This window comes from Flavobacterium sp. PL002, assembly GCF_054165825.1.
Map to the genome: position 1 here is coordinate 606671 of NZ_CM135110.1, position 19125 is coordinate 625795.

At 33.5% G+C, this 19125-nt stretch carries 18 protein-coding genes; 6 read left to right on the top strand and 12 right to left on the bottom strand.

Translation table 11 applies throughout. The features are described from left to right. Window positions 1-4: 4 nt before the first annotated feature. Window positions 5-1423 carry an SDR family oxidoreductase gene (locus ACVEGE_RS02620; RefSeq protein ID WP_192501490.1) on the top strand — a complete coding sequence of 473 codons (1419 nt, stop codon included), beginning with the start codon at window positions 5-7 and terminating at the stop codon, window positions 1421-1423. Between the two features lie 502 nt (window positions 1424-1925). Here ACVEGE_RS02620 and ACVEGE_RS02625 read toward each other — a convergent pair. From ACVEGE_RS02625 to ACVEGE_RS02655, 7 genes are all read right to left on the bottom strand, one after another. Beyond that, entirely contained in the window at window positions 1926-3221 is a 1296-nt protein-coding gene (locus tag ACVEGE_RS02625) for a cryptochrome/photolyase family protein (RefSeq protein WP_192501489.1), read from the bottom strand. Window positions 3222-3223: 2 nt separating this feature from the next. Further along, a complete protein-coding gene (locus ACVEGE_RS02630) occupies window positions 3224-3685 on the bottom strand; it encodes an SRPBCC family protein (RefSeq protein WP_192501488.1) in 462 nt (153 codons plus the stop codon). Window positions 3686-3843: 158 nt separating this feature from the next. Then, window positions 3844-4284 carry a sterol desaturase family protein gene (locus tag ACVEGE_RS02635; protein ID WP_192501487.1) on the bottom strand — a complete coding sequence of 147 codons (441 nt, stop codon included), beginning with the start codon at window positions 4282-4284 and terminating at the stop codon, window positions 3844-3846. Between the two features lie 42 nt (window positions 4285-4326). Next, on the bottom strand, window positions 4327-5169 hold the full coding sequence (locus ACVEGE_RS02640) for a phytoene/squalene synthase family protein (RefSeq protein ID WP_173836954.1): 843 nt from the start codon (window positions 5167-5169) through the stop codon (window positions 4327-4329). A 10-nt stretch (window positions 5170-5179) separates the two neighbouring features. Next, window positions 5180-6640, bottom strand: a complete 1461-nt coding sequence (locus ACVEGE_RS02645) for a phytoene desaturase family protein (RefSeq protein ID WP_192501486.1) — start codon at window positions 6638-6640, stop codon at window positions 5180-5182. A 37-nt stretch (window positions 6641-6677) separates the two neighbouring features. Further along, entirely contained in the window at window positions 6678-7574 is an 897-nt protein-coding gene (locus tag ACVEGE_RS02650) for a MerR family transcriptional regulator (protein WP_173852904.1), read from the bottom strand. 75 nt (window positions 7575-7649) lie between these two features. Then, window positions 7650-8612, bottom strand: a complete 963-nt coding sequence (locus tag ACVEGE_RS02655) for an ion channel (RefSeq protein WP_173852903.1) — start codon at window positions 8610-8612, stop codon at window positions 7650-7652. Between the two features lie 221 nt (window positions 8613-8833). Between ACVEGE_RS02655 and ACVEGE_RS02660 the strand changes: the two genes are divergently transcribed. The 3 genes from ACVEGE_RS02660 to ACVEGE_RS02670 all read left to right on the top strand — a co-directional run bounded on the left by ACVEGE_RS02660 (window position 8834) and on the right by ACVEGE_RS02670 (window position 11339). Continuing rightward, entirely contained in the window at window positions 8834-9517 is a 684-nt protein-coding gene (locus tag ACVEGE_RS02660; RefSeq protein WP_173856445.1) for a nitroreductase family protein, read from the top strand. Window positions 9518-9664: 147 nt separating this feature from the next. Beyond that, window positions 9665-10534, top strand: a complete 870-nt coding sequence (locus tag ACVEGE_RS02665; RefSeq protein ID WP_173856444.1) for a DUF808 domain-containing protein — start codon at window positions 9665-9667, stop codon at window positions 10532-10534. A 331-nt stretch (window positions 10535-10865) separates the two neighbouring features. Continuing rightward, on the top strand, window positions 10866-11339 hold the full coding sequence (locus ACVEGE_RS02670) for an SRPBCC family protein (RefSeq protein WP_192501485.1): 474 nt from the start codon (window positions 10866-10868) through the stop codon (window positions 11337-11339). Between the two features lie 62 nt (window positions 11340-11401). Here ACVEGE_RS02670 and ACVEGE_RS02675 read toward each other — a convergent pair whose 3' ends face one another. The 3 genes from ACVEGE_RS02675 to rpmH all read right to left on the bottom strand — a co-directional run bounded on the left by ACVEGE_RS02675 (window position 11402) and on the right by rpmH (window position 15983). Beyond that, window positions 11402-12574: an alginate lyase family protein gene (locus ACVEGE_RS02675; RefSeq protein WP_192501484.1), complete on the bottom strand. Its 1173-nt coding sequence runs from the start codon at window positions 12572-12574 to the stop codon at window positions 11402-11404. A gap of 204 nt (window positions 12575-12778) precedes the next feature. Continuing rightward, a complete protein-coding gene (carB, locus tag ACVEGE_RS02680) occupies window positions 12779-15631 on the bottom strand; it encodes a carbamoyl-phosphate synthase large subunit (RefSeq protein WP_173856441.1) in 2853 nt (950 codons plus the stop codon). A gap of 190 nt (window positions 15632-15821) precedes the next feature. Next, window positions 15822-15983: a 50S ribosomal protein L34 gene (gene rpmH / locus ACVEGE_RS02685; protein WP_026706823.1), complete on the bottom strand. Its 162-nt coding sequence runs from the start codon at window positions 15981-15983 to the stop codon at window positions 15822-15824. A gap of 165 nt (window positions 15984-16148) precedes the next feature. Here rpmH and ACVEGE_RS02690 point away from each other — a divergent pair, with 165 nt between their 5' ends. Beyond that, entirely contained in the window at window positions 16149-16664 is a 516-nt protein-coding gene (locus tag ACVEGE_RS02690) for a DUF2892 domain-containing protein (RefSeq protein WP_192501483.1), read from the top strand. A gap of 50 nt (window positions 16665-16714) precedes the next feature. On the opposite strand, the gene ACVEGE_RS02695 is transcribed toward ACVEGE_RS02690, so the two are convergent. Both ACVEGE_RS02695 and ACVEGE_RS02700 read right to left on the bottom strand, forming a co-directional pair. Next, complete coding sequence (locus ACVEGE_RS02695) at window positions 16715-17614, bottom strand: lytic transglycosylase domain-containing protein (protein ID WP_173856440.1); 900 nt, start codon at window positions 17612-17614, stop codon at window positions 16715-16717. A gap of 20 nt (window positions 17615-17634) precedes the next feature. Next, on the bottom strand, window positions 17635-18339 hold the full coding sequence (locus tag ACVEGE_RS02700; RefSeq protein ID WP_192501482.1) for an alpha/beta hydrolase family protein: 705 nt from the start codon (window positions 18337-18339) through the stop codon (window positions 17635-17637). Window positions 18340-18805: 466 nt separating this feature from the next. Between ACVEGE_RS02700 and ACVEGE_RS02705 the strand changes: the two genes are divergently transcribed. Continuing rightward, window positions 18806-19090, top strand: coding sequence for a GNAT family N-acetyltransferase (locus tag ACVEGE_RS02705; protein ID WP_173852992.1), 285 nt, complete (start codon window positions 18806-18808; stop codon window positions 19088-19090). Window positions 19091-19125 lie beyond the last annotated feature (35 nt).

Sequence of the window (19125 nt, forward strand, 5' to 3'; positions counted from 1 at the left end):
TAATATGAAAATTCTCTTAACAGGCGCAACAGGTTATATCGGGAAACGACTTTTACCTATTTTAATAGCACAAGGTCACGATATAGTTTGTTGCGTGAGAGATATCAATCGTTTTTTTGTTCCAATACAATATAAGGATAAGATCACCGTAGTGGAGGTCGACTTTTTAAAAAAAGAAACGCTAAGTACCATACCTGTTGATATAGACGCTGTTTACTATCTTATACATTCTATGTCTAGCTCAGCTGATAACTATGATCAATTAGAAAAAACTTCGGCAGAAAATTTTGTCTCAAGAATCAACCAGACAAAAGCACAACAAGTTATTTACCTCAGCGGAATAATAAATGACAACTCACTTTCAAAACATTTATCCTCACGAAAAAAAGTTGAAGAAATTTTGAACACAGGAACGTATGCAATGACTACGTTACGAGCAGGAATAATTGTAGGTTCAGGTAGTGCTTCTTTTGAAATTATTAGGGACTTGATCAACAAGTTGCCTATAATGATTACCCCAAAATGGCTCAACACAAGGTGCCAACCTATTGCCATAAGCGATGTTCTGGAATTTTTATCAAAATCTTTATTGAATCCCTCAACTTATGACCAGAGTTTTGATATTGGTGGGCCAGATATTCTAACCTATAAGGAAATGTTATTGGCTTTCGCCAAAGCTAAAAAATTAAAACGTTGGATTTTTACGGTTCCCGTAATGACGCCTAAACTCTCCTCCTACTGGCTTTACTTTGTTACCTCAACTTCATACAAGCTAGCCTCGGCTTTAGTGAGTAGCATGAAGGTAGAAGTAGTTTGCAATGACACCCGGATTAATGATTTACTCCATGTAAAACCAATGCCTTATGAAGAGGCATTATCAAAAGCATTGATTAAAATTGAAGCCAATAATGTAGTATCAAGCTGGAAAGACTCCTTAGTTAGCGGACGCTTTAAAACCAACATCTCTACTTATCTTAATGTCCCTGAAAAAGATTGTTTTTTTGACCGTAGACATAAAGAAATCATTGACAAGAACTATACTATCAACCAAATTTGGTCCATAGGCGGCGAAACGGGATGGTATTATGGTGATTGGTTGTGGGATTTACGCGGTTTTATTGATAAATTATATGGAGGCGTAGGTTCCCGAAGAGGGCGAACAAACAAACATGAAATTCATGCTGGCGATGCCTTAGATTTCTGGCGCGTTTTATATGCCAATAAAGAAGAGGGGAAACTAATTCTCTTTGCCGAAATGAAACTCCCTGGAGAAGCATGGCTTGAGTTCAAAATTATAGGAAACACATTGTATCAATCAGCGACTTTCAAGCCCCGCGGTGTTTGGGGGAAATTATATTGGTATGCTGTTTTACCTTTCCACGGATTTATATTTGAGGGAATGTTAAAGAAATTGATCAAATAGTGCTTTTTCAAGGAGCTTAATCCAGCTATCCGCTATATCTTTTACTTTTTTAAATAAAAAAGAAAAGGATGCCGCTACTATCTGGGCTATGAGTCTAGACTCTCAAAATATCTAGTTTTATATTCATATATCGTTTCAGAAAAAGAAAACAAAGCCATCAAGTTTATAATATCCGCATGAAGTATATTTTGTCACTACTTAGTAATAGAAAAAAGCGAAATCAAAATAGTAAATCAATAAGTAATTATACCACATTCAGTATGCACTATTTACTTTTCTTCATGCCTTTGTATTACAAGCATCAACTCAAAAACCAATTAAACTATAAAGAAATTGAGAGACATTCAATATGCAACCCTCCTTCCTAAATGTCTCAATAATTGACAAGATTACCACCAAAACAATAAAACCATTAAAAAAATAAGAATATTAAGCTTTTAATCTTAACTTTTCTTACTCTTTAATGGTTTGTTCCTTTAAAAATTATTGGATTTTTATATTTCTATTTTAAGATTCCTGCTTTATAGGTGCTAATAGCTCGGTCACGGGCCATAGCATGTTCTACCATAGGTTGACCATAACCCAAATCAAATTCTGCGATCCATTGACGAATATACACACCCTTTCCATCAAATTTTTTCAATTGAATTTCGGGATTAAACACTCTAAAATAGGGCGCCGCATCACAACCGGTACCTGCAGCCCACTGCCAGTTTCCCACGTTTGCAGACAGATCATAATCCAATAATTTTTCAGCAAAGTAAGCCTCTCCCCATTGCCACTGAATTAAGAGATGTTTGCATAGAAAACTTGCAACAACCATGCGCACTCTATTGTGCATGTATCCCGTTTCATTTAATTGTCGCATTCCGGCATCCACCATGGGATAACCAGTTTCACCCTTGCACCACTTTTTAAATTCTTCTTCGTTATTGCGCCATTCTATTCCATCGTAAGCTGACTTAAAGTTATTAGTCATCACTTTAGGAAAATTAAAGAGAATTTGCATAAAAAATTCCCTCCATATCAATTCACTTAAAAAAACAGCGTTCTTTTTATTAGCCCAGGTCACTAATTTACGTGTACTAACAGTTCCAAAACGCAAATGAGGAGAAAGATAAGACGTACTATCTAAAGCTGGAAAATCTCTTGTTTCATCGTAATTTGAGATTTTAGTCAAATTATGCGGTTTAACCTGTATCGTACTCTCTGTAAATCCGATGGCTTCAAGAGTGGGAAATTCAAAATTAGAAGGATAGAAGTTAGAAAATTGCTTCTCTTCACTGTAATCAGGAAAAGTCCCTATTTGCTTGAATTTATCTAGCCATTTGTTTTTAAAAGGAGTATAAATGGTATAAGGTAAACCATCTGCTTTTGTGATTTCGAGTTCTTCAAATATAACTTGATCCTTGAAGGCACTAACCGCAACATTATTTTTCAAAGCAAGATCAGCAATTGCTAGGTCTCTCTTTATAGCATAGGGCTCGTAATCTTTATTAAAGAATATAGATTGAATATCATACGCTTCAAAGAGCGCTTTCCAGACTGCTAACGTCTCACCATTTTTGACTAAAAGAGCACTATTAAACGCATTTAAATCAGCGTTAATCTTTTCTAGCGTTTGATGTATAAAAGTAACACGAGCGTCATTTTTAGCCAAGCTTTCTAAAATTGCGGTATCAAAAATAAACAATGGAATCACTGGATAATCACTCTCCAATGCATGAAAAAGCCCCACGTTATCTTCTAATCGCAAATCTCGACGAAACCAAAAAAAAACAACTTTTTGTTTACTCATAATTATTTCCCGTTAAAAAGTTTGTCAACCATTTTTTCTCTGTGAGCGAATATTTCGTTTAACTTCCCTTCTACTACTAAACTATTCATAATACGTCCTAAAAAACCTAATGGTAAGCCATAGTGCACCACGTCTGTCATTTTAACGCCTTGTGGAGTAGCCTCAAAAAAATGCTTGTGGTGCCAGAAAGCGTAGGGTCCAAAACGTTGTTCATCTATAAAATGAGCTTTTTCTTTTACTTGAGTAATCTCTGTTACCCATGATATTTTAACTCCTGCCAATGGCGAGACTTTGTATTGGATTATTTGTCCTGCATACATGTCTTTTCCATCAAAATCAGTGATTTGGAAACCCATATCACCCGGAGTAATTTTTTGTAGATTTTTTGGACTAGAGAAAAAAGCCCAACATTCTTCTAGGCTAGCATTTACATACTGCACTGATTCTTTTTTATAAAGTTTCATGGTATTGTTCTTTAAAAATGAGATTTTCTCGCACAATTTACTGCGTGAGGGATTGAAGGCGGTATCCTCGTAGTCCCTTTTATTTAGGGACGTAGAGATAAAGCCGTAAAGCCCGACTCTTCTCGATTTTTATCGAGAAGAGTCACGCCCTAATACTATTATATCTTATAGTATTTAAAAGGTACAAATAACATCCCGAAACACTCTCCGTGTTCCTTACCTAAATGCTTGTGGTGTACTTTGTGGGCCTTTCTAAGACCTACTAAGTATTTGTTTTTTGTGTTTTTGAACCATTTAAAACGCTGATGAATTAATACATCGTGAATCATGAAATAGCAAAAACCGTAAGCGGTAATTCCTAGACCTATGAAGAACAAATAATTCATTCCACCTTGCACACCGTAGTAGAAAAGTACGATACTAGGAATGGCAAAAATGACAAAGAAAATATCATTTCGTTCAAAAGGGTGTGCGTATTTAGGTTGGTGATGGTCTTCATGAAAATACCACATTAAACCGTGCATAATATATTTGTGTGTGAGCCAAGTTACACACTCCATAACCAAGAAAACGCTAATGAAAATTAAAAAAGAGATCATTGAATTTTATTTAATATTTTTAATCCGTTATTGTGGTTTTGATTACTGTACTAGCCTCAATTTGTACGTTACAAATGATTGAGCAAGTAATCCGGCTTTGGTATAGTTAGATACTCTAATTCTAGCATTCCCTATCTCGTGACAAGGCGTTTTTGCTAATTTTTTTAATAATTTCTTGTAATAAACATAAGCAGTATAGACCCCAAATTTTGCTTCTATTGGTAATTTTTTAATCCCTTCATAGGCAACTTTAAAGTCTTCTTCAATTTCGGCAATAATTTGCGCTTTTGCTTTTTCATCGAAAGAATTTAAATCTACTCCAGGAAAATAATTTCTATTTAAAACAAGATTATCATCTTTTAAATCTCTTAAGAAATTCACTTTTTGGAAAGCAGAACCCAATCGCATCGCTTCTCCTTTTAACTGTTCGTATCGGGCATTATCTCCCTTAACAAATACTTTCAAACACATTAGACCTACTACATCTGCAGAACCATAAATATAGTCGTCATATTCCTCTTTACTGTTATAGTCAGACTTAACTAAATCTAATTTCATACTTTTTAAAAAAGCTTGAATAAGATCATCAGTGATATTATTTTGCTTAACCGTAAATTGAAAAGAGTTCAAAATAGGATTCAAACTAATACCTGATTTATAGGCTTTATAATATTCTTTCTCGAAATCATTTATTAACTCTTCTTTATCATATCCGTGAAAAGTATCTACAATCTCATCAGCAAAACGAACGAAGCCGTAAATACTGTATATAGCGTCTCTAATGCTTGGTGAAAGCATGTACACTGCAGAAGAAAAAGACGTACTGTAGTTTTTTGTTACTAATTTACTACACTTAAAAGATACATCGTCAAATAATTGCTTCATAATTATTGTTCTAAGATTGCTTATTTATTAAATCTGAAACTAATTTACCAGATATTAAAGCCGGAGGAACACCTGGTCCTGGCACGGTTAATTGTCCTGTAAAAAATAAATTTTCTACTTTTTTACTTTTAAGTTTTGGCCTTAAAAAAGCCGTTTGAAAAAGTGTGTTTGCCATTCCGTAGGCATTTCCTTTATAAGAATTGTATTCTGTAACGAAATCATTCTTGCAAAAGGAACGTTTAAATATAATATTTTTTCTAACACTTTGCTGTGTTAAATTTTCAAAACGAGAGATTATTTTATCAAAGTACTCTTCTCTTAATGCTTCTGTATCAGTAATTCCTGGTGCTAATGGCACTAAGAAAAAACCTGATTCCATTCCCTCGGGTGCGGCAGTTTTATCTGTTAACGATGGGAAATTTGCATAAAATAATGGTTCTTTTGGCCATCTAGGTTCGTCATAAATATCCTTAGCATGTTGCTGAAAATCAACATCAAAAAACAATGCATGATGCGATATGTTTTCCACTTTTTTATCAAAACCTACATAAAACAACAGTGAAGATGGTGCAAACACCCTACTTTCCCAATATTTTTCAGAGTATGCTCTGTGTTCTTCATCTAATAAAGTTTCTGTGTGGTGATAATCAGCACCGCTCAATACAATATCCGAATCAATTCTTTTTCCGTTTACAACAACTGCTTTTGCTGTTTTATTTTCGACAATAATTTTATCAATACTAGCATTGACTTGGAATTTTACTCCCAACTCTCTTGCCAGACTTTCCATAGCTCTAACAACATCAAACATACCCGTTTTAGGATGCCAAGTTCCTAGTCCAAAATCAGCGTAATTCATAAAACTATAAAACGAAGGCGTATCAGAAGGCTTCGCTCCTAAGAATAAAACTGGGAATTCTAAAATTTGAATTAACTGCTCATTTTTAAATTTCTTACGAACATCTTTACTAATATTACTAAAAAACTGCCCGACTTTCTTGGCTGTTTCCACGGTCACTAACTCTAGCGGGGAAACTCCTGGACGATATACTAAATCTTTAATAGCGATATTATAATTGCTTTGCGCTTCCATCATGAAATCGTGCAATATCTTACCGCTGCCTTTTTCAATCTTTTCAAACGTAGCTTCGATTTCTGGTAAATTATCAGCGATGGCAATAAAATCGTCAACACCATAATATACGCGATACGCTGGAGAAAGTTTTACCAACTCGTAATAATCGCTAGTTTTTTTTCCAAAATCAGCAAAAAAACGATCAAACACATCTGGCATCCAGTACCAACTTGGTCCCATGTCAAAAGTAAATCCATCACTTTTTAATTGTCTAGCGCGACCACCTATTGAATCGTTCTTTTCGAAAACGGAAACATCATGTCCGCTTTTCGCTAAATAAGATGCTGCAGCCAAAGCTGAGAATCCAGAACCTATAATTGTAATTTTCTTTTTCATTTGTTTAGCAAATATACAAAATGTTTAAACAAAACTATTAAAGTTCGTCTACTAATTCTGAAATTGAATTAAAAACATTGATTTGGTTGTTCCTATTTTCCTTAGTAATAAACTCTACCATTCGTCCTATGAACCATAAACTGGTATTCTCATCTACAAGCTGGTCCGTCATTTGATCTACAAATTCATCTACAGCATTACGGTCTGGTTGCACTGTTAAATAAGAAACGAAAACTATAGTAGGAAAATGTTTCTTAAGATCTTTTAAGTTCTCAATAGGCATGCTCTCTCCAAGATAAATTGCTTTATACCCTTTTAAAAGAATTTCGTAATTAATATACATCAATCCTAGTTCATGAATTTCATTCATAGGAAGTGAAAGCACAAAAACTTTGTGAGTTTTAGTAGCCGGTTGCGTTTGCAGTCCTTCAATATTCAAAACTAGTTTTTGCTTGATTAGGTAGCTCATAAAATGTTCGTGAGCTGGAGAAATAGTATCCGTTTGCCACAAAACACCCAATTCATTCATTAAAGGAATGAATACTTGATGAAAGACTTCTTTAAAAGATTTTTCGGCTATAAGCCAATTGTAAGTATTAAAAAATAACTCTTGATCAAAATTCATCATCGCCATTTTAAAAGCACTGATTGCATGATTTTTAGCATTTTTAGAAGAAGTAATTTCTCTAACAAGTGCAGGGATTTCTTCTTCTGCGTAAGCGGCAATTTTAGAAATTTTATAACCATACTCATGAAGCAGAGTAATGTTTAAAAGCTTTTGGAGACTAGCTAAATCATACAACCGAATATTAGTGTCCGTACGCATAGGTTCTAAGACATTGTATCTTTTTTCCCAGATGCGTATGGTATGTGCTTTTATTCCAGAAAGATTTTCAAGATCCTTAATGCTAAAAACATTTTTTATATTGTTCATCGTTTTTTAATATTTGATAAACAAATGTAAAATAAATTATGCTATAAAACCCTAAATTTGTTAAAAATAATTTAATTAAGCCAATACAACCCTTTGAAATTCATTTAATTTATCCAGGTTAAGTATCGTTTTAGAGTTATCTTGATTTCGAGCATACATAGGGATAAACTTAGCTCCATAGACGACTTCTTCAAAAGTATAGGAAGATCTTGTAGCAACAGTAGTACTAAACATATCGTCAAATGTTTTTATAAAAACTAAAACCTCTCCATGTATGTCTTTGTAGTCATTTTCAGCAAATTGAAATAACGGACTATCTTCAGTTATAGGATGAACCAATGTCCAACTCAATGTTAATGCCGAAATTTTCTCTAATTCTAAATCCAATTGATAGAACTTATTGGCCAGGATTCCGTTTTCCATAATACTCATTCCTAGTGTCATTTGTGCTTCAGCATCAGTAAAATTAGTATTCTTAAATGGGGAAATACGAATCATTAATGCCGTTCCCTCTCCATATGGAGCAATAAGAGCATTATGAGAAAACTTCAAGAAAGCGGTTGGTTTACTAAAGCGTCCAAAAAATAATCCTGTAGCAATAGCAAAACTCAGTAACCCCATTAGTGCTTCGGCAGCTGATAAGGCACTTGTTAAGAACCCCGTTGGACTTATATGACCGTAACCTACGGTTGTAAAAGTTTGCGCACTAAAAAAATACGCTTGTCCAAATTTTATTATTTCACTGTCTGTATTGGTTATTCCGTCAAGATGTTCAATTCCTATTCCGTAATAAACAGAAGCAAAAATAAAATTGATACCTATATAAAATGACAAGATAATGAACATAAATTTCCAGGTATTCATCTCGATCATGGTATGGTACCAGCTGATGCGATTAAAAACATGCATGCCAACTTTTTCTACATTTGCTTTTCCGTTTTTGTTAATGAAACGCCCACCATAACTATTGGAGTTGGTTCCAAAACCAGAATTCTTATCTGCTTTCGCCTTTTGATTTACTCTATCTAACAATGCCATTTTTTATACTTCTAGACGGTAAAATTAGGTAAAATGATTTTAAAACGAGTGTTCTTTAATTTTGATAAAAACAACAATCTTTATTTAATGTTTTTGCAAATAGAAAAAAAATTAAACAAACGCATTGTTTGAGTCTAAAAAAACAGCTTTAGACAATTCAAAATCTATATGCCACTTTAATAAATATGGTTATATTTGAACGTAAAATTAAACTATTACCCATGCCAGAAAAAAAAATCATTGAAGACCATCCTTATATAAGTTATAGTAAACCCATTCTTTCAGACCAAGAAATGCTGGATCGTTCACAATTATTTTACAAGAAAATGGATAGCCGACGCTCGGTTAGAGAGTTTGCTGATCGCCCTATTGCGCGCGAAGTAATTGAAAACATCCTAAAAACAGCATCTACTGCACCATCTGGCGCGCACAAACAACCTTGGACTTTTTGTGTCGTCGAAAATCCCGAAATAAAAAAACAAATACGCATTGCAGCCGAAGAAGAAGAACTTGAAAGCTATGAGTCTAGAATGTCTAGCGATTGGCTTGATGATTTAAAACCATTAGGAACTGATTGGCGCAAGCCTTTCCTTGAAATCGCACCTTACCTCATCATTGTTTTTAGACGCATTTATGAGTTTGGTCCTGAAGGAAAAAAGAAAAACAATTATTACGTTCAAGAAAGCGTGGGTCTAGCGAGTGGTTTTTTACTAGCCGCAATTCATGATGCGGGTTTGGTTTCCTTAACGCACACTCCCAGCCCTATGAATTTTATTAGTAAAATTCTAAATCGACCTGAAAATGAAAAACCCTTTTTACTAATTCCCGTTGGCTATCCAGCAGAAGAATGTTGGGTGCCGGATTTAGGAAGAAAAGAGCTTGATGAGATTGCTATTTTCTATTAACAAACGCAGCACAAATTAAGTACTAAGTTTAATAAATTATAAACTATCCATTAAATCAGGTAACTTTTTAAGGATAAGAATTGTTTTATTAGCAACTTATTAAAAAGAAATTTTCATTTAAATAATCATAAACAAAAGAATAAATATATGGCTTCAGGATTTTTTGCCCTACTAGATGATATTGCAGCACTTATGGATGATGTTGCGTTACTAAGTAAAGTTGCTACAAAAAAAACCGCTGGAATATTAGGCGATGATTTGGCTGTTAATGCTGAGAAAGCTTCGGGATTTGTATCCTCAAGAGAAATTCCCGTTTTATGGGCAATCACTAAAGGCTCTTTACTAAATAAATTAATTATATTGCCTTTTGCCTTTTTATTGAGTGCATTTGTGCCCGCCGCAATTTCAATAACATTGATTTTAGGGGCAGTGTATCTTTCCTACGAAGGGATAGAAAAAATATTCGAATACTTTTTTCCGCACCATCACGCCGAAAAAATAATCGAAACAGTTACATTATCAGAAGAAGAAATATTATTACTTGAAAAAAGCAAAATCAAATCAGCTATTATAACTGATTTTATTTTATCTGTCGAAATTGTAATTATAGCGCTAGGAACAGTTGAAGGTGAATCTATATTAAATAAAATTTTAGTAGTTACTTTTATTGCCATTCTAGCAACTGTAGGAGTTTACGGCATTGTAGCTTTGATTGTTCGTATGGACGATTTAGGGTGGTTGCTTAAAAAAAGAACTACTAAAATTGCACAATTTATAGGTGACCTTTTAATTAAAGCATTGCCCAAAGTGATTAAAATTTTAGGTTTTGTAGGAACAATTGCTTTGTTACTAGTCGCTGGTGGCATCTTTGCTCATAAAATTGAAGCTTCACATGGTCTTTTAGTAAAGCTACCTGATATGGCAAGAGAATTTCTATTTGGGCTAGTAGGTGGTATTTTTGCCTTTGCAATTGTTACGTTATTCAAGAAAATATTTAAAAAAGAAGCAGCGTTATAAGCTTCTTTCAATCAATAAAAAAAATGATTTCTGTCCAAAAAATAGATGTAAAATGACCTCATATTGGCTGTGTGTTTCGATGCCAAAATAACGAAAAGGCAAAAGTGCAATTAATACAAATGGCAGTTGAAAGAAATCAATAAGGAGTTGGAAAACTTATAGTAACCGATTTGATTTCTTTTTGAAAAAAAATATTACACAAATTATATGCCGTGCGAGAGACAATGCTGTTCTCTTTTACCTTAGCCTGAGTTTTACTATTTATGACAACCCTTTTACAAAAGAGGAATACAAAACTTTCATATTAAAATAAATTTATAAAATTAAATACATGACGATTGAAAACACCTCTTATGCTGAAACTTCTATGCTAATCAGAAAACCAATAGCAACGGTTTTTCAAGCGTTCATCAACCCTGAAATAACTACGCAGTTTTGGTTTACGAGAGCATCTGGAAAATTAGAACAAGGAAAATCAATTGATTGGATTTGGGAAATGTACGACAACCATAAGATCACTGTTAAAGTATTAGAAATAAAATCTAATGAAACGATTTTGATTCAATGGGGAGCAGATGAAAAAGCAATTGTAGAATGGGAATTTAATGATTTAGGCGAAAATAAAACTTTTGTAACAATTACCTTCAATGGTATCCAAGGGGAAATAGATGAAATATGTTCCCAAATTAGAGATACTACAGAAGCTTTTACTTTAGTTCTAGCAGGTTTAAAAGCATATTTAGAACATAATGTAATTTTGAATTTAGTAGCGGATCGTTTTCCTATAGAATTAATAATGGAATAGAAAATCATAGTAAATACTCCCCATAATAAAGCCCCATCAAGGGGCTTTTCTATTTTTTTAAATTAATACAAAATAGATTTATTATTCTTTTTTACTCCAGACAACTTTTTCTTATAATACTTTTGATACATGGGTTTTTCAAGCATTTTGTCCACACGGTACAATTGCCACATTAATTTTCCCTGGACGCCATCCCAATCTTTAATTTGCTGATAAGGAAATACTGATTTCGGCTTATTAACGTATTGAACAAGATAATCAATTGCTTTCAAAATACTTCTTCCATCTTGAGATTGCTTGTGAATCAAATCAATATCTAATATTTTTGCCATTTGCGCCATATCCAGAAAATGAGTTAGATTAAAAGTAGCATATCCCAATCCAGTTGTTCTAGCTAATTCTAGCGGTTGTGCACCATCCGCTTCTATTTGTTTAAAAAGTCGGTTCTCAGCAAACTCATTTACTATTTTTTTAGCTAAATCCTGATCACCAATAAAAATGGCGTAACGCACTAATTGCACATCAAAAGCAGTTCCGTGATTGTTTTTTGCTGTTCTTTCTTCGGCAGCCACAGTAGCTGTTTGCAACCAATTCACATACGTTTTAAACCAATTCTTTATAACAATCTGATCTTCATTTGTAAACATTTTGGATTTCTTCAGTATTTCAACGGCGTCTAACATTTCAAAAAAAGAATAGGTATCAAGTATTCCTTCTCCTCTACCCGTACCGCTATTAACTCCTGGAATTGTTTGTCCGTAATTCATATTCGGATTCATTTTTGTTTCCTGATTGACAAACCACATTCTTAAATTTTCAACCGCTTTTTGTGCATACTTCTCGTCAGAAGTTAAGTAATACGCTAAAGAAAGTGATTCAATACTCTTAGCAAAATTACTTAATGGGTAGCGATCTAACTTTTCGATTTCAGGATTAGACTGACCATCTTTTCTAATATAAGGCAAGCCATCCGTTTTTGTAATATCTGGCCACCAATAACGTCCCATACTCATATAATCATGTTTGTCTCCACTGGAGGGTGTCATCTCTTTATCAATAACAGTTGTTATCGTTTGAGCCAACTTTTTATCGGCGTCTTTTAATATCAATTGAACTTCCTTAGTCTTATTAGCTTTGGCTTGAGCCAAACTTTCCATATTCCATACACAAATTTGAGCCTGCGCATTGCTTATCATAAACAAGGGAAACAGTAACATTATCATTACTTTTTTCATGAATTATAAAATTTAAAATTATTATTGCTGGTCATAAGCGACAAATCAAGTGGTCAACCAATTTATATTTTCAAAAGTAACCGATTAAGACCTAAAATAAAAAACACTTTTCAAAAATAATTCCCATAGCCCAAAGGCAATCAACTCTCTAAAATAGAAAAAGCCCCAATTAAGGAGCTTTTAGTTATAAATATATATTGTAGCTTATTTACTCAAATACATTTTTCTTCTAGAATATAATTCGTAAAATTGATCATCTTTTAAATCATCAATGAACAAAATACTCTCTCCTGTAGATTTCATCTCTGGCCCTAATGCCTTGTTCACATTATGGAACTTACTAAAAGAGAAAACAGGTTGCTTGATTGCATATCCTTTCAATTGTGGGTTAAAAGTAAAGTCAGTTACTTTATTGTGGCCCAACATTACTTTAGTCGCATAGTTTACATAAGGTTCGCCGTATGCTTTTGCAATAAACGGTACCGTACGAGAAGCTCTAGGATTAGCTTCAATAATGTAAACAATATCGTCTTTTATAGCGAACTGAATGTTGATTAAACCTACGGTTCTTAAACCTAATGCTATTTTCTTAGTATGATCTTTTATTTGTTGCATTACAAACTCCCCTAAATTAAAAGGTGGTAAAGTAGCGTTACTATCTCCAGAGTGCACTCCGCAAGGTTCGATGTGCTCCATAATTCCTATGATGTACACATTTTCTCCATCGCAAATTGCATCGGCTTCGGCTTCAATCGCTCCGTCTAAATAATGATCTAAAAGTAATTTATTCCCTGGAATTGTTTTTAATAAATTCACCACGTGCTCTTCAAGCTCTTGCTTGTTGATTACAATTTTCATTCCTTGACCACCCAACACATAAGAAGGACGAATCAATAATGGAAAATCTAATGTATCAGCAAGTGCAGCAGCTTCGTCAGCAGTTTCAGCAATTCCAAACTGTGGAAAAGGAATATCTAATTCAGTCAATAAATCAGAAAAACGTCCTCTATCCTCGGCTAAATCCAAAGCATCAAAACTAGTTCCTATTATTTTGATTCCGTATTTAGATAATTTTTCAGCTAATTTCAAAGCGGTTTGCCCACCTAATTGCACAATTACCCCTTCTGGTTTTTCATGCTGAATAATATCGTAGATATGCTCCCAGAAAACAGGTTCAAAATACAATTTATCGGCTGTATCAAAATCTGTTGAAACTGTCTCAGGATTACAGTTGATCATGATGGTTTCATAGCCACACTCTTTTGCAGCTAGCACTCCGTGTACACAAGAATAATCAAACTCTATACCTTGTCCAATTCTATTTGGCCCTGAGCCTAAAACTATAATTTTCTTTTTATCAGTAACAACACTTTCATTATCTACATAACGAGTACCGTCAGCTTTTTCAATTTCAGCTTCAAATGTCGAGTAATAATAAGGTGTCTTAGCTTTAAATTCAGCCGCGCAAGTGTCTACTAATTTGAATACGCGATTGACATTTAAATCCATACGTTTTGTATGTACGGCGCTTTCAAGACATCCCATCATGTGTGCAATTTGTCTATCGGCAAAACCTTTTTGTTTCGCTTCAAGCAAAAGCTCTTTTGGTAAGCTATCTACTTTAAAACTCGAAATCTCTTTCTCTAAAGTATATAATTCTTCATATTGTTTCAAGAACCACATGTCGATTTTTGTGATTTCGTGAATACGACTCAACGGAATTCCCATTGCGATGGCATCATAAATTACAAAAACACGATCCCAACTTGCATAAGTCAGTTTCTCTATAATTTGTTCGTAGTTTGTATAGCCTTTTCCGTCAGCGCCTAAACCGTTTCTTTTTATTTCTAATGATTGCGTTGCTTTGTGCAATGCTTCTTGAAACGAACGTCCAATTCCCATTACTTCACCAACCGACTTCATTTGAAGTCCTAATGTTCTATCAGCACCTTCAAATTTATCGAAGTTCCAGCGAGGAATTTTCACAATAACATAATCTAATGTTGGTTCAAATAAAGCCGAAGTAGACTTTGTAATTTGGTTTTGTAATTCATCAAGATTGTATCCTAAAGCCAGTTTAGTTGCAATCTTAGCAATTGGGTAACCTGTTGCTTTTGAAGCTAATGCTGATGAACGAGACACACGAGGATTGATTTCGATAGCTACAATATCTTCTTTATCATCAGGTGAAACAGCAAATTGTACATTACAACCTCCTGCAAAATTACCAATGCTTCTCATCATTAGAATTGCATAGTCACGCATTCTTTGAAAAGTAGAATCAGATAAAGTCATTGCTGGTGCTACCGTAATTGAATCTCCAGTATGAATTCCCATTGGATCCATATTTTCGATAGAACAAATGATGACAACATTGTCATTTTTATCTCTTAATAGTTCTAATTCATATTCTTTCCAACCCATTAAAGCCTTGTCAATTAAGACTTCGTGAATAGGAGAAGCTTCTAAACCTCTTGTTAGCAGTTCATCAAAATCTTCCTTTTTATATACAATAGCTGCTCCAGTTCCTCCAAGAGTAAACGAAGGGCGAATCACTAATGGAAAGCCATATTCTTGTGCAATTTCTTTTCCTCTTAAATAAGAAGTACATATCTCAGCAGGTGCAGAGGGTACATTTATTTTTTTAAGCAATTGCTTGAACTGCTCTCTATCTTCGGTGATATTGATTGCATTTACATCAACACCTATTAATTTTACATTAAAATCAGCCCAAATTCCTTTCTCTTCGGCTTCTAAACACAAGTTAAGCGCTGTCTGCCCACCCATTGTAGGTAGCACTGCGTCAATTTGCGGATGTGCTTTTAAGATTTCAATTATTGATTTTGTAGTTAACGGTTTCAAATAAACATGATCGGCCATTGTAGGATCGGTCATGATCGTTGCCGGATTAGAATTTATCAAAATAACTTCTATTCCTTCCTCACGAATGGAACGTGCCGATTGTGAACCTGCATAATCAAATTCACAAGCTTGACCAATAACAATAGGGCCTGAACCTATTATTAAAACTGATTTTATGGATGTATCTTTTGGCATTTTATTATAATTATGAGTTGTTGTTGTAGTAGTTTTTGTTTCAATCTGTGTAATTATAAATCAGCTAAATAGCTTTTTTATTTGTTACAAAAATCAGGATATGCTTCTAAAAAAAATAATAATTTAACGACAAGGTATAAAAAAAGGCGATACTAAAAAAAGTAACGCCTTATTTATGTTTATACAAACATTATTTTTTGTGTCTTGGGTCACAAGAAACAGTCAATTTATGTCTTCCTTTAGCTCTTCTTCTAGCAAGAACTTTTCTTCCATTCGCAGAAGCCATTCTGTCCATAAATCCGTGCTTATTTCTTCTTTTTCTTTTCGATGGTTGAAATGTTCTTTTGCTCATTGCTTTGTATCTTTAAATCTTAGTTATTTGTCTTCTTCCGATTTGAATAATTGTTATTCTAAAACCGAGTGCAAATATACAAAGACTTTTTTTTCTTGCAAGTAGTTTTATAAAAATATTTTTAATTCCTTTTACTATCTTTGCAATCTTAAATATATACACACTATGTTTCACAAGAATATCAAACTAATTATCGCTGGACTTATAACAATTACTGGCATTTGGCAATTTACTGAAGGCAATATAGGAAACGGAATTTTCCTTTTACTGTTAACAGCAATTCCAATTTTTATTTACTTTAAGAATGAATTTATCCTTTTAGCCTTTCTAAAATTAAGAAAACAAGATTTTCCAGGCGCTCAAAAATGGTTGTCTTACATCAAAAATCCAGAAACTGCTTTAATTCAAAAACAACAAGGGTACTTTAACTACCTTCAAGGAATCATGGTTTCTCAAACAAATATCAACCAAGCAGAGAAATATTTCAAAAAAGCAATAGAATTAGGTTTATCAATGGATATGGATTTGGCTGTAGCCAAATTAAACCTTGCTGGAGTTGCTATGTCACGCAGAAGAAAGCTAGAAGCAACTACTTTATTGAACGAAGCAAAACGTTTAGACAAACAAGGAATGCTAAAAGAGCAAATCACAATGATGAAAGATCAAATGAAAAAAATATAATTTCATTTTTTAGATACCAAAAAAACATCCGCAATTGCGGATGTTTTTTTTTAGTACCCGCTCAACGGAATTTCAATCGTATATTTTTTATTTGTTAAGTTTTCTAACTTTCTATCTCTAAGCCATGGATTATGGATTTTTAAAATCTTATAATTAATCCCCTGCTCTTTAGCAAAAGTGGTCAAATCAGCAATCGTACTATCTACTTCAACCTTCCTTGTTGGAATCAACGTGTACAATGCTTCTTTTTTTATGTCGAAACCAAATTTTGAAGGATTTTTCATAATCTCTTTTAAAGCTAAAATTCTAAAAACATAACGAGAGGTTTCTTCAGTAAGAAGTAAATCATAGTAATTAGTTTCTCTTTGAATATCCATTTGCTTATTTACGCCGCCCATTCCGCCGTTATAAGACGCAGCAGCCAAGGTCCAAGAGCCAAACTTAGCTTTAGCGCTTAAGAAGTAACTACAAGCCGCTTGCGTGGCTTTCTCAAGATGGTAACGTTCATCAATGATATCGTTCACTTCCATCCCTCTTTCTTTTGCCGTTTCAGGCATAAATTGCCACACTCCTCTTGCTCCTACTGGCGAAACTGCATTTACGAGTCCGCTTTCAATCACTGCTAGATATTTAAAATCATCAGGAACACCATTTTGTTTTAAAATGGGTTCGATAACAGGAAAAACACGATTGGCTCTTTTTATTGCTAAAATTGTCGATGCATGCAAATTAATATTCACAATCAACTCCCTGTCCAAACGCTCTTTTACATCATCAATTTGCAAAGGTGTTTCTTCAGAAGCAAAATTAGCTTTCGACGGAAAATAATCCACAGGCTCTTCTAGCTTTAATTTTTCGTTCTCTTTAGCATTGTTTGGTACCGCAAAAATCAACAGACCACTTACAAAAATAAAAGCTGCTATTAAAATTACTCTTTCTATCATTTTCATCCTCTTCCTTTTAAATTATTTTACGAAACCTCTTTTTCAGTTTCTTCTAATTGCATTTCTTCTTTATAAGTTCCCATGATAATAGCAGGTAAATTAGTATTTAACCATCGGTATTTATTCAAAATCATTACATGTGTACCGCCTTTAACCACAATACAGTCCTTAATGTATTTTATAGGAAAAACATCATCGTTATCACCATGAATATGCACAACAGAGGCATCAACAACCGTTCTACCCCAAAGAATCACTTCCTCTACTGCCCACTCTAAATAGCGCAAGTCTCTTACTGAGAGGAATTTTTCATATAATTTTAATCGTTTATTCACTTTTTCTCCAAAAGAAAACTTAGCCAAATTCTCTATATTTAAAAGCAAACGCATTGGTAAAAGCTTATATGCTTTAGTAGACTTAGCAATCTTCATTCTGCGCGGAAACTCCAAGTTACTTTTAGCACTTGAAATAATAATTACTTTTCTAACATTTAAAAAAGCAGCCATTTCTTGCACTAATATCCCTCCAAAAGAAACCCCAATCAAAACAGGGTTATCATGAGTAATCTTTTGAGCAATACGTTTTGCATAATCAGGTAATGTTTCCTTATCTAACGGAATCTCCCACTCTAACAAGTGAACATCAAATTGTTCTTCTGGAAGTTCGATTCGTTCAAAAATAGAAGTACTTGCCGCCAAACCAGGCATAAAATAAACAGCGATTTTACTCATAATAATTATTGAATGTTTTTATAAAAAAGACTTTTTCTTGATACTATTTCTTCCATAAAAATACTTATTTTATCGAGAAACAAACTATTGCTAAAACTAAATTAGGATTAAATTATGAGCCGTCATTTTTAATTCTAAACAAAAACAACTCCTTTTTAAAGTAATAAACAAAGTCCTAAAAATGGTCCTTTAACGAAGCGTTAAAATCATTTGATATTGAAAATCAAATCGATACCTTTGTTAGAACGACATCATTAAAAGACAATATTACAATCTTTTAGTGCCATCCATTTTATTAACACACTTCACAATGTAGCTTAAGTGCCGCATCATTAAAAAAAATTACTTTAAAAATTATTATTTAAACACAAATCTATCGCCAAAAAAAGTCAGATCACCCATAATTAACAGTCATTACTGTTTCACTCCCATTTATTAAATAAATTTTTTGGAACAAAATACCATCATGGAAATTAAAGACAATACTTTTGCAAGACAATTTGAAACAACCTTTGAAGACGGGTTGATTTCAGTAGAATATTCTTTTCAGGAAAAAAAGATTTTCCTCACTAAAATAAACACCCCTGAGGATTTTGAAAACGAAGCTTTCCTCTCTAGCTTTCTAACAGAAATAATGGCTATTGCTATCGAAAAAAAACTTAGAGTAGTACCTATATTACCTAAAATAGTCGTTTTCTTTAAAAAAAATCCCGAATACAAAGAATTATTACCACCTGGAATAAGACTTTAAAAACTACACTTAATCTATTTTAAATAAAAGAAGAC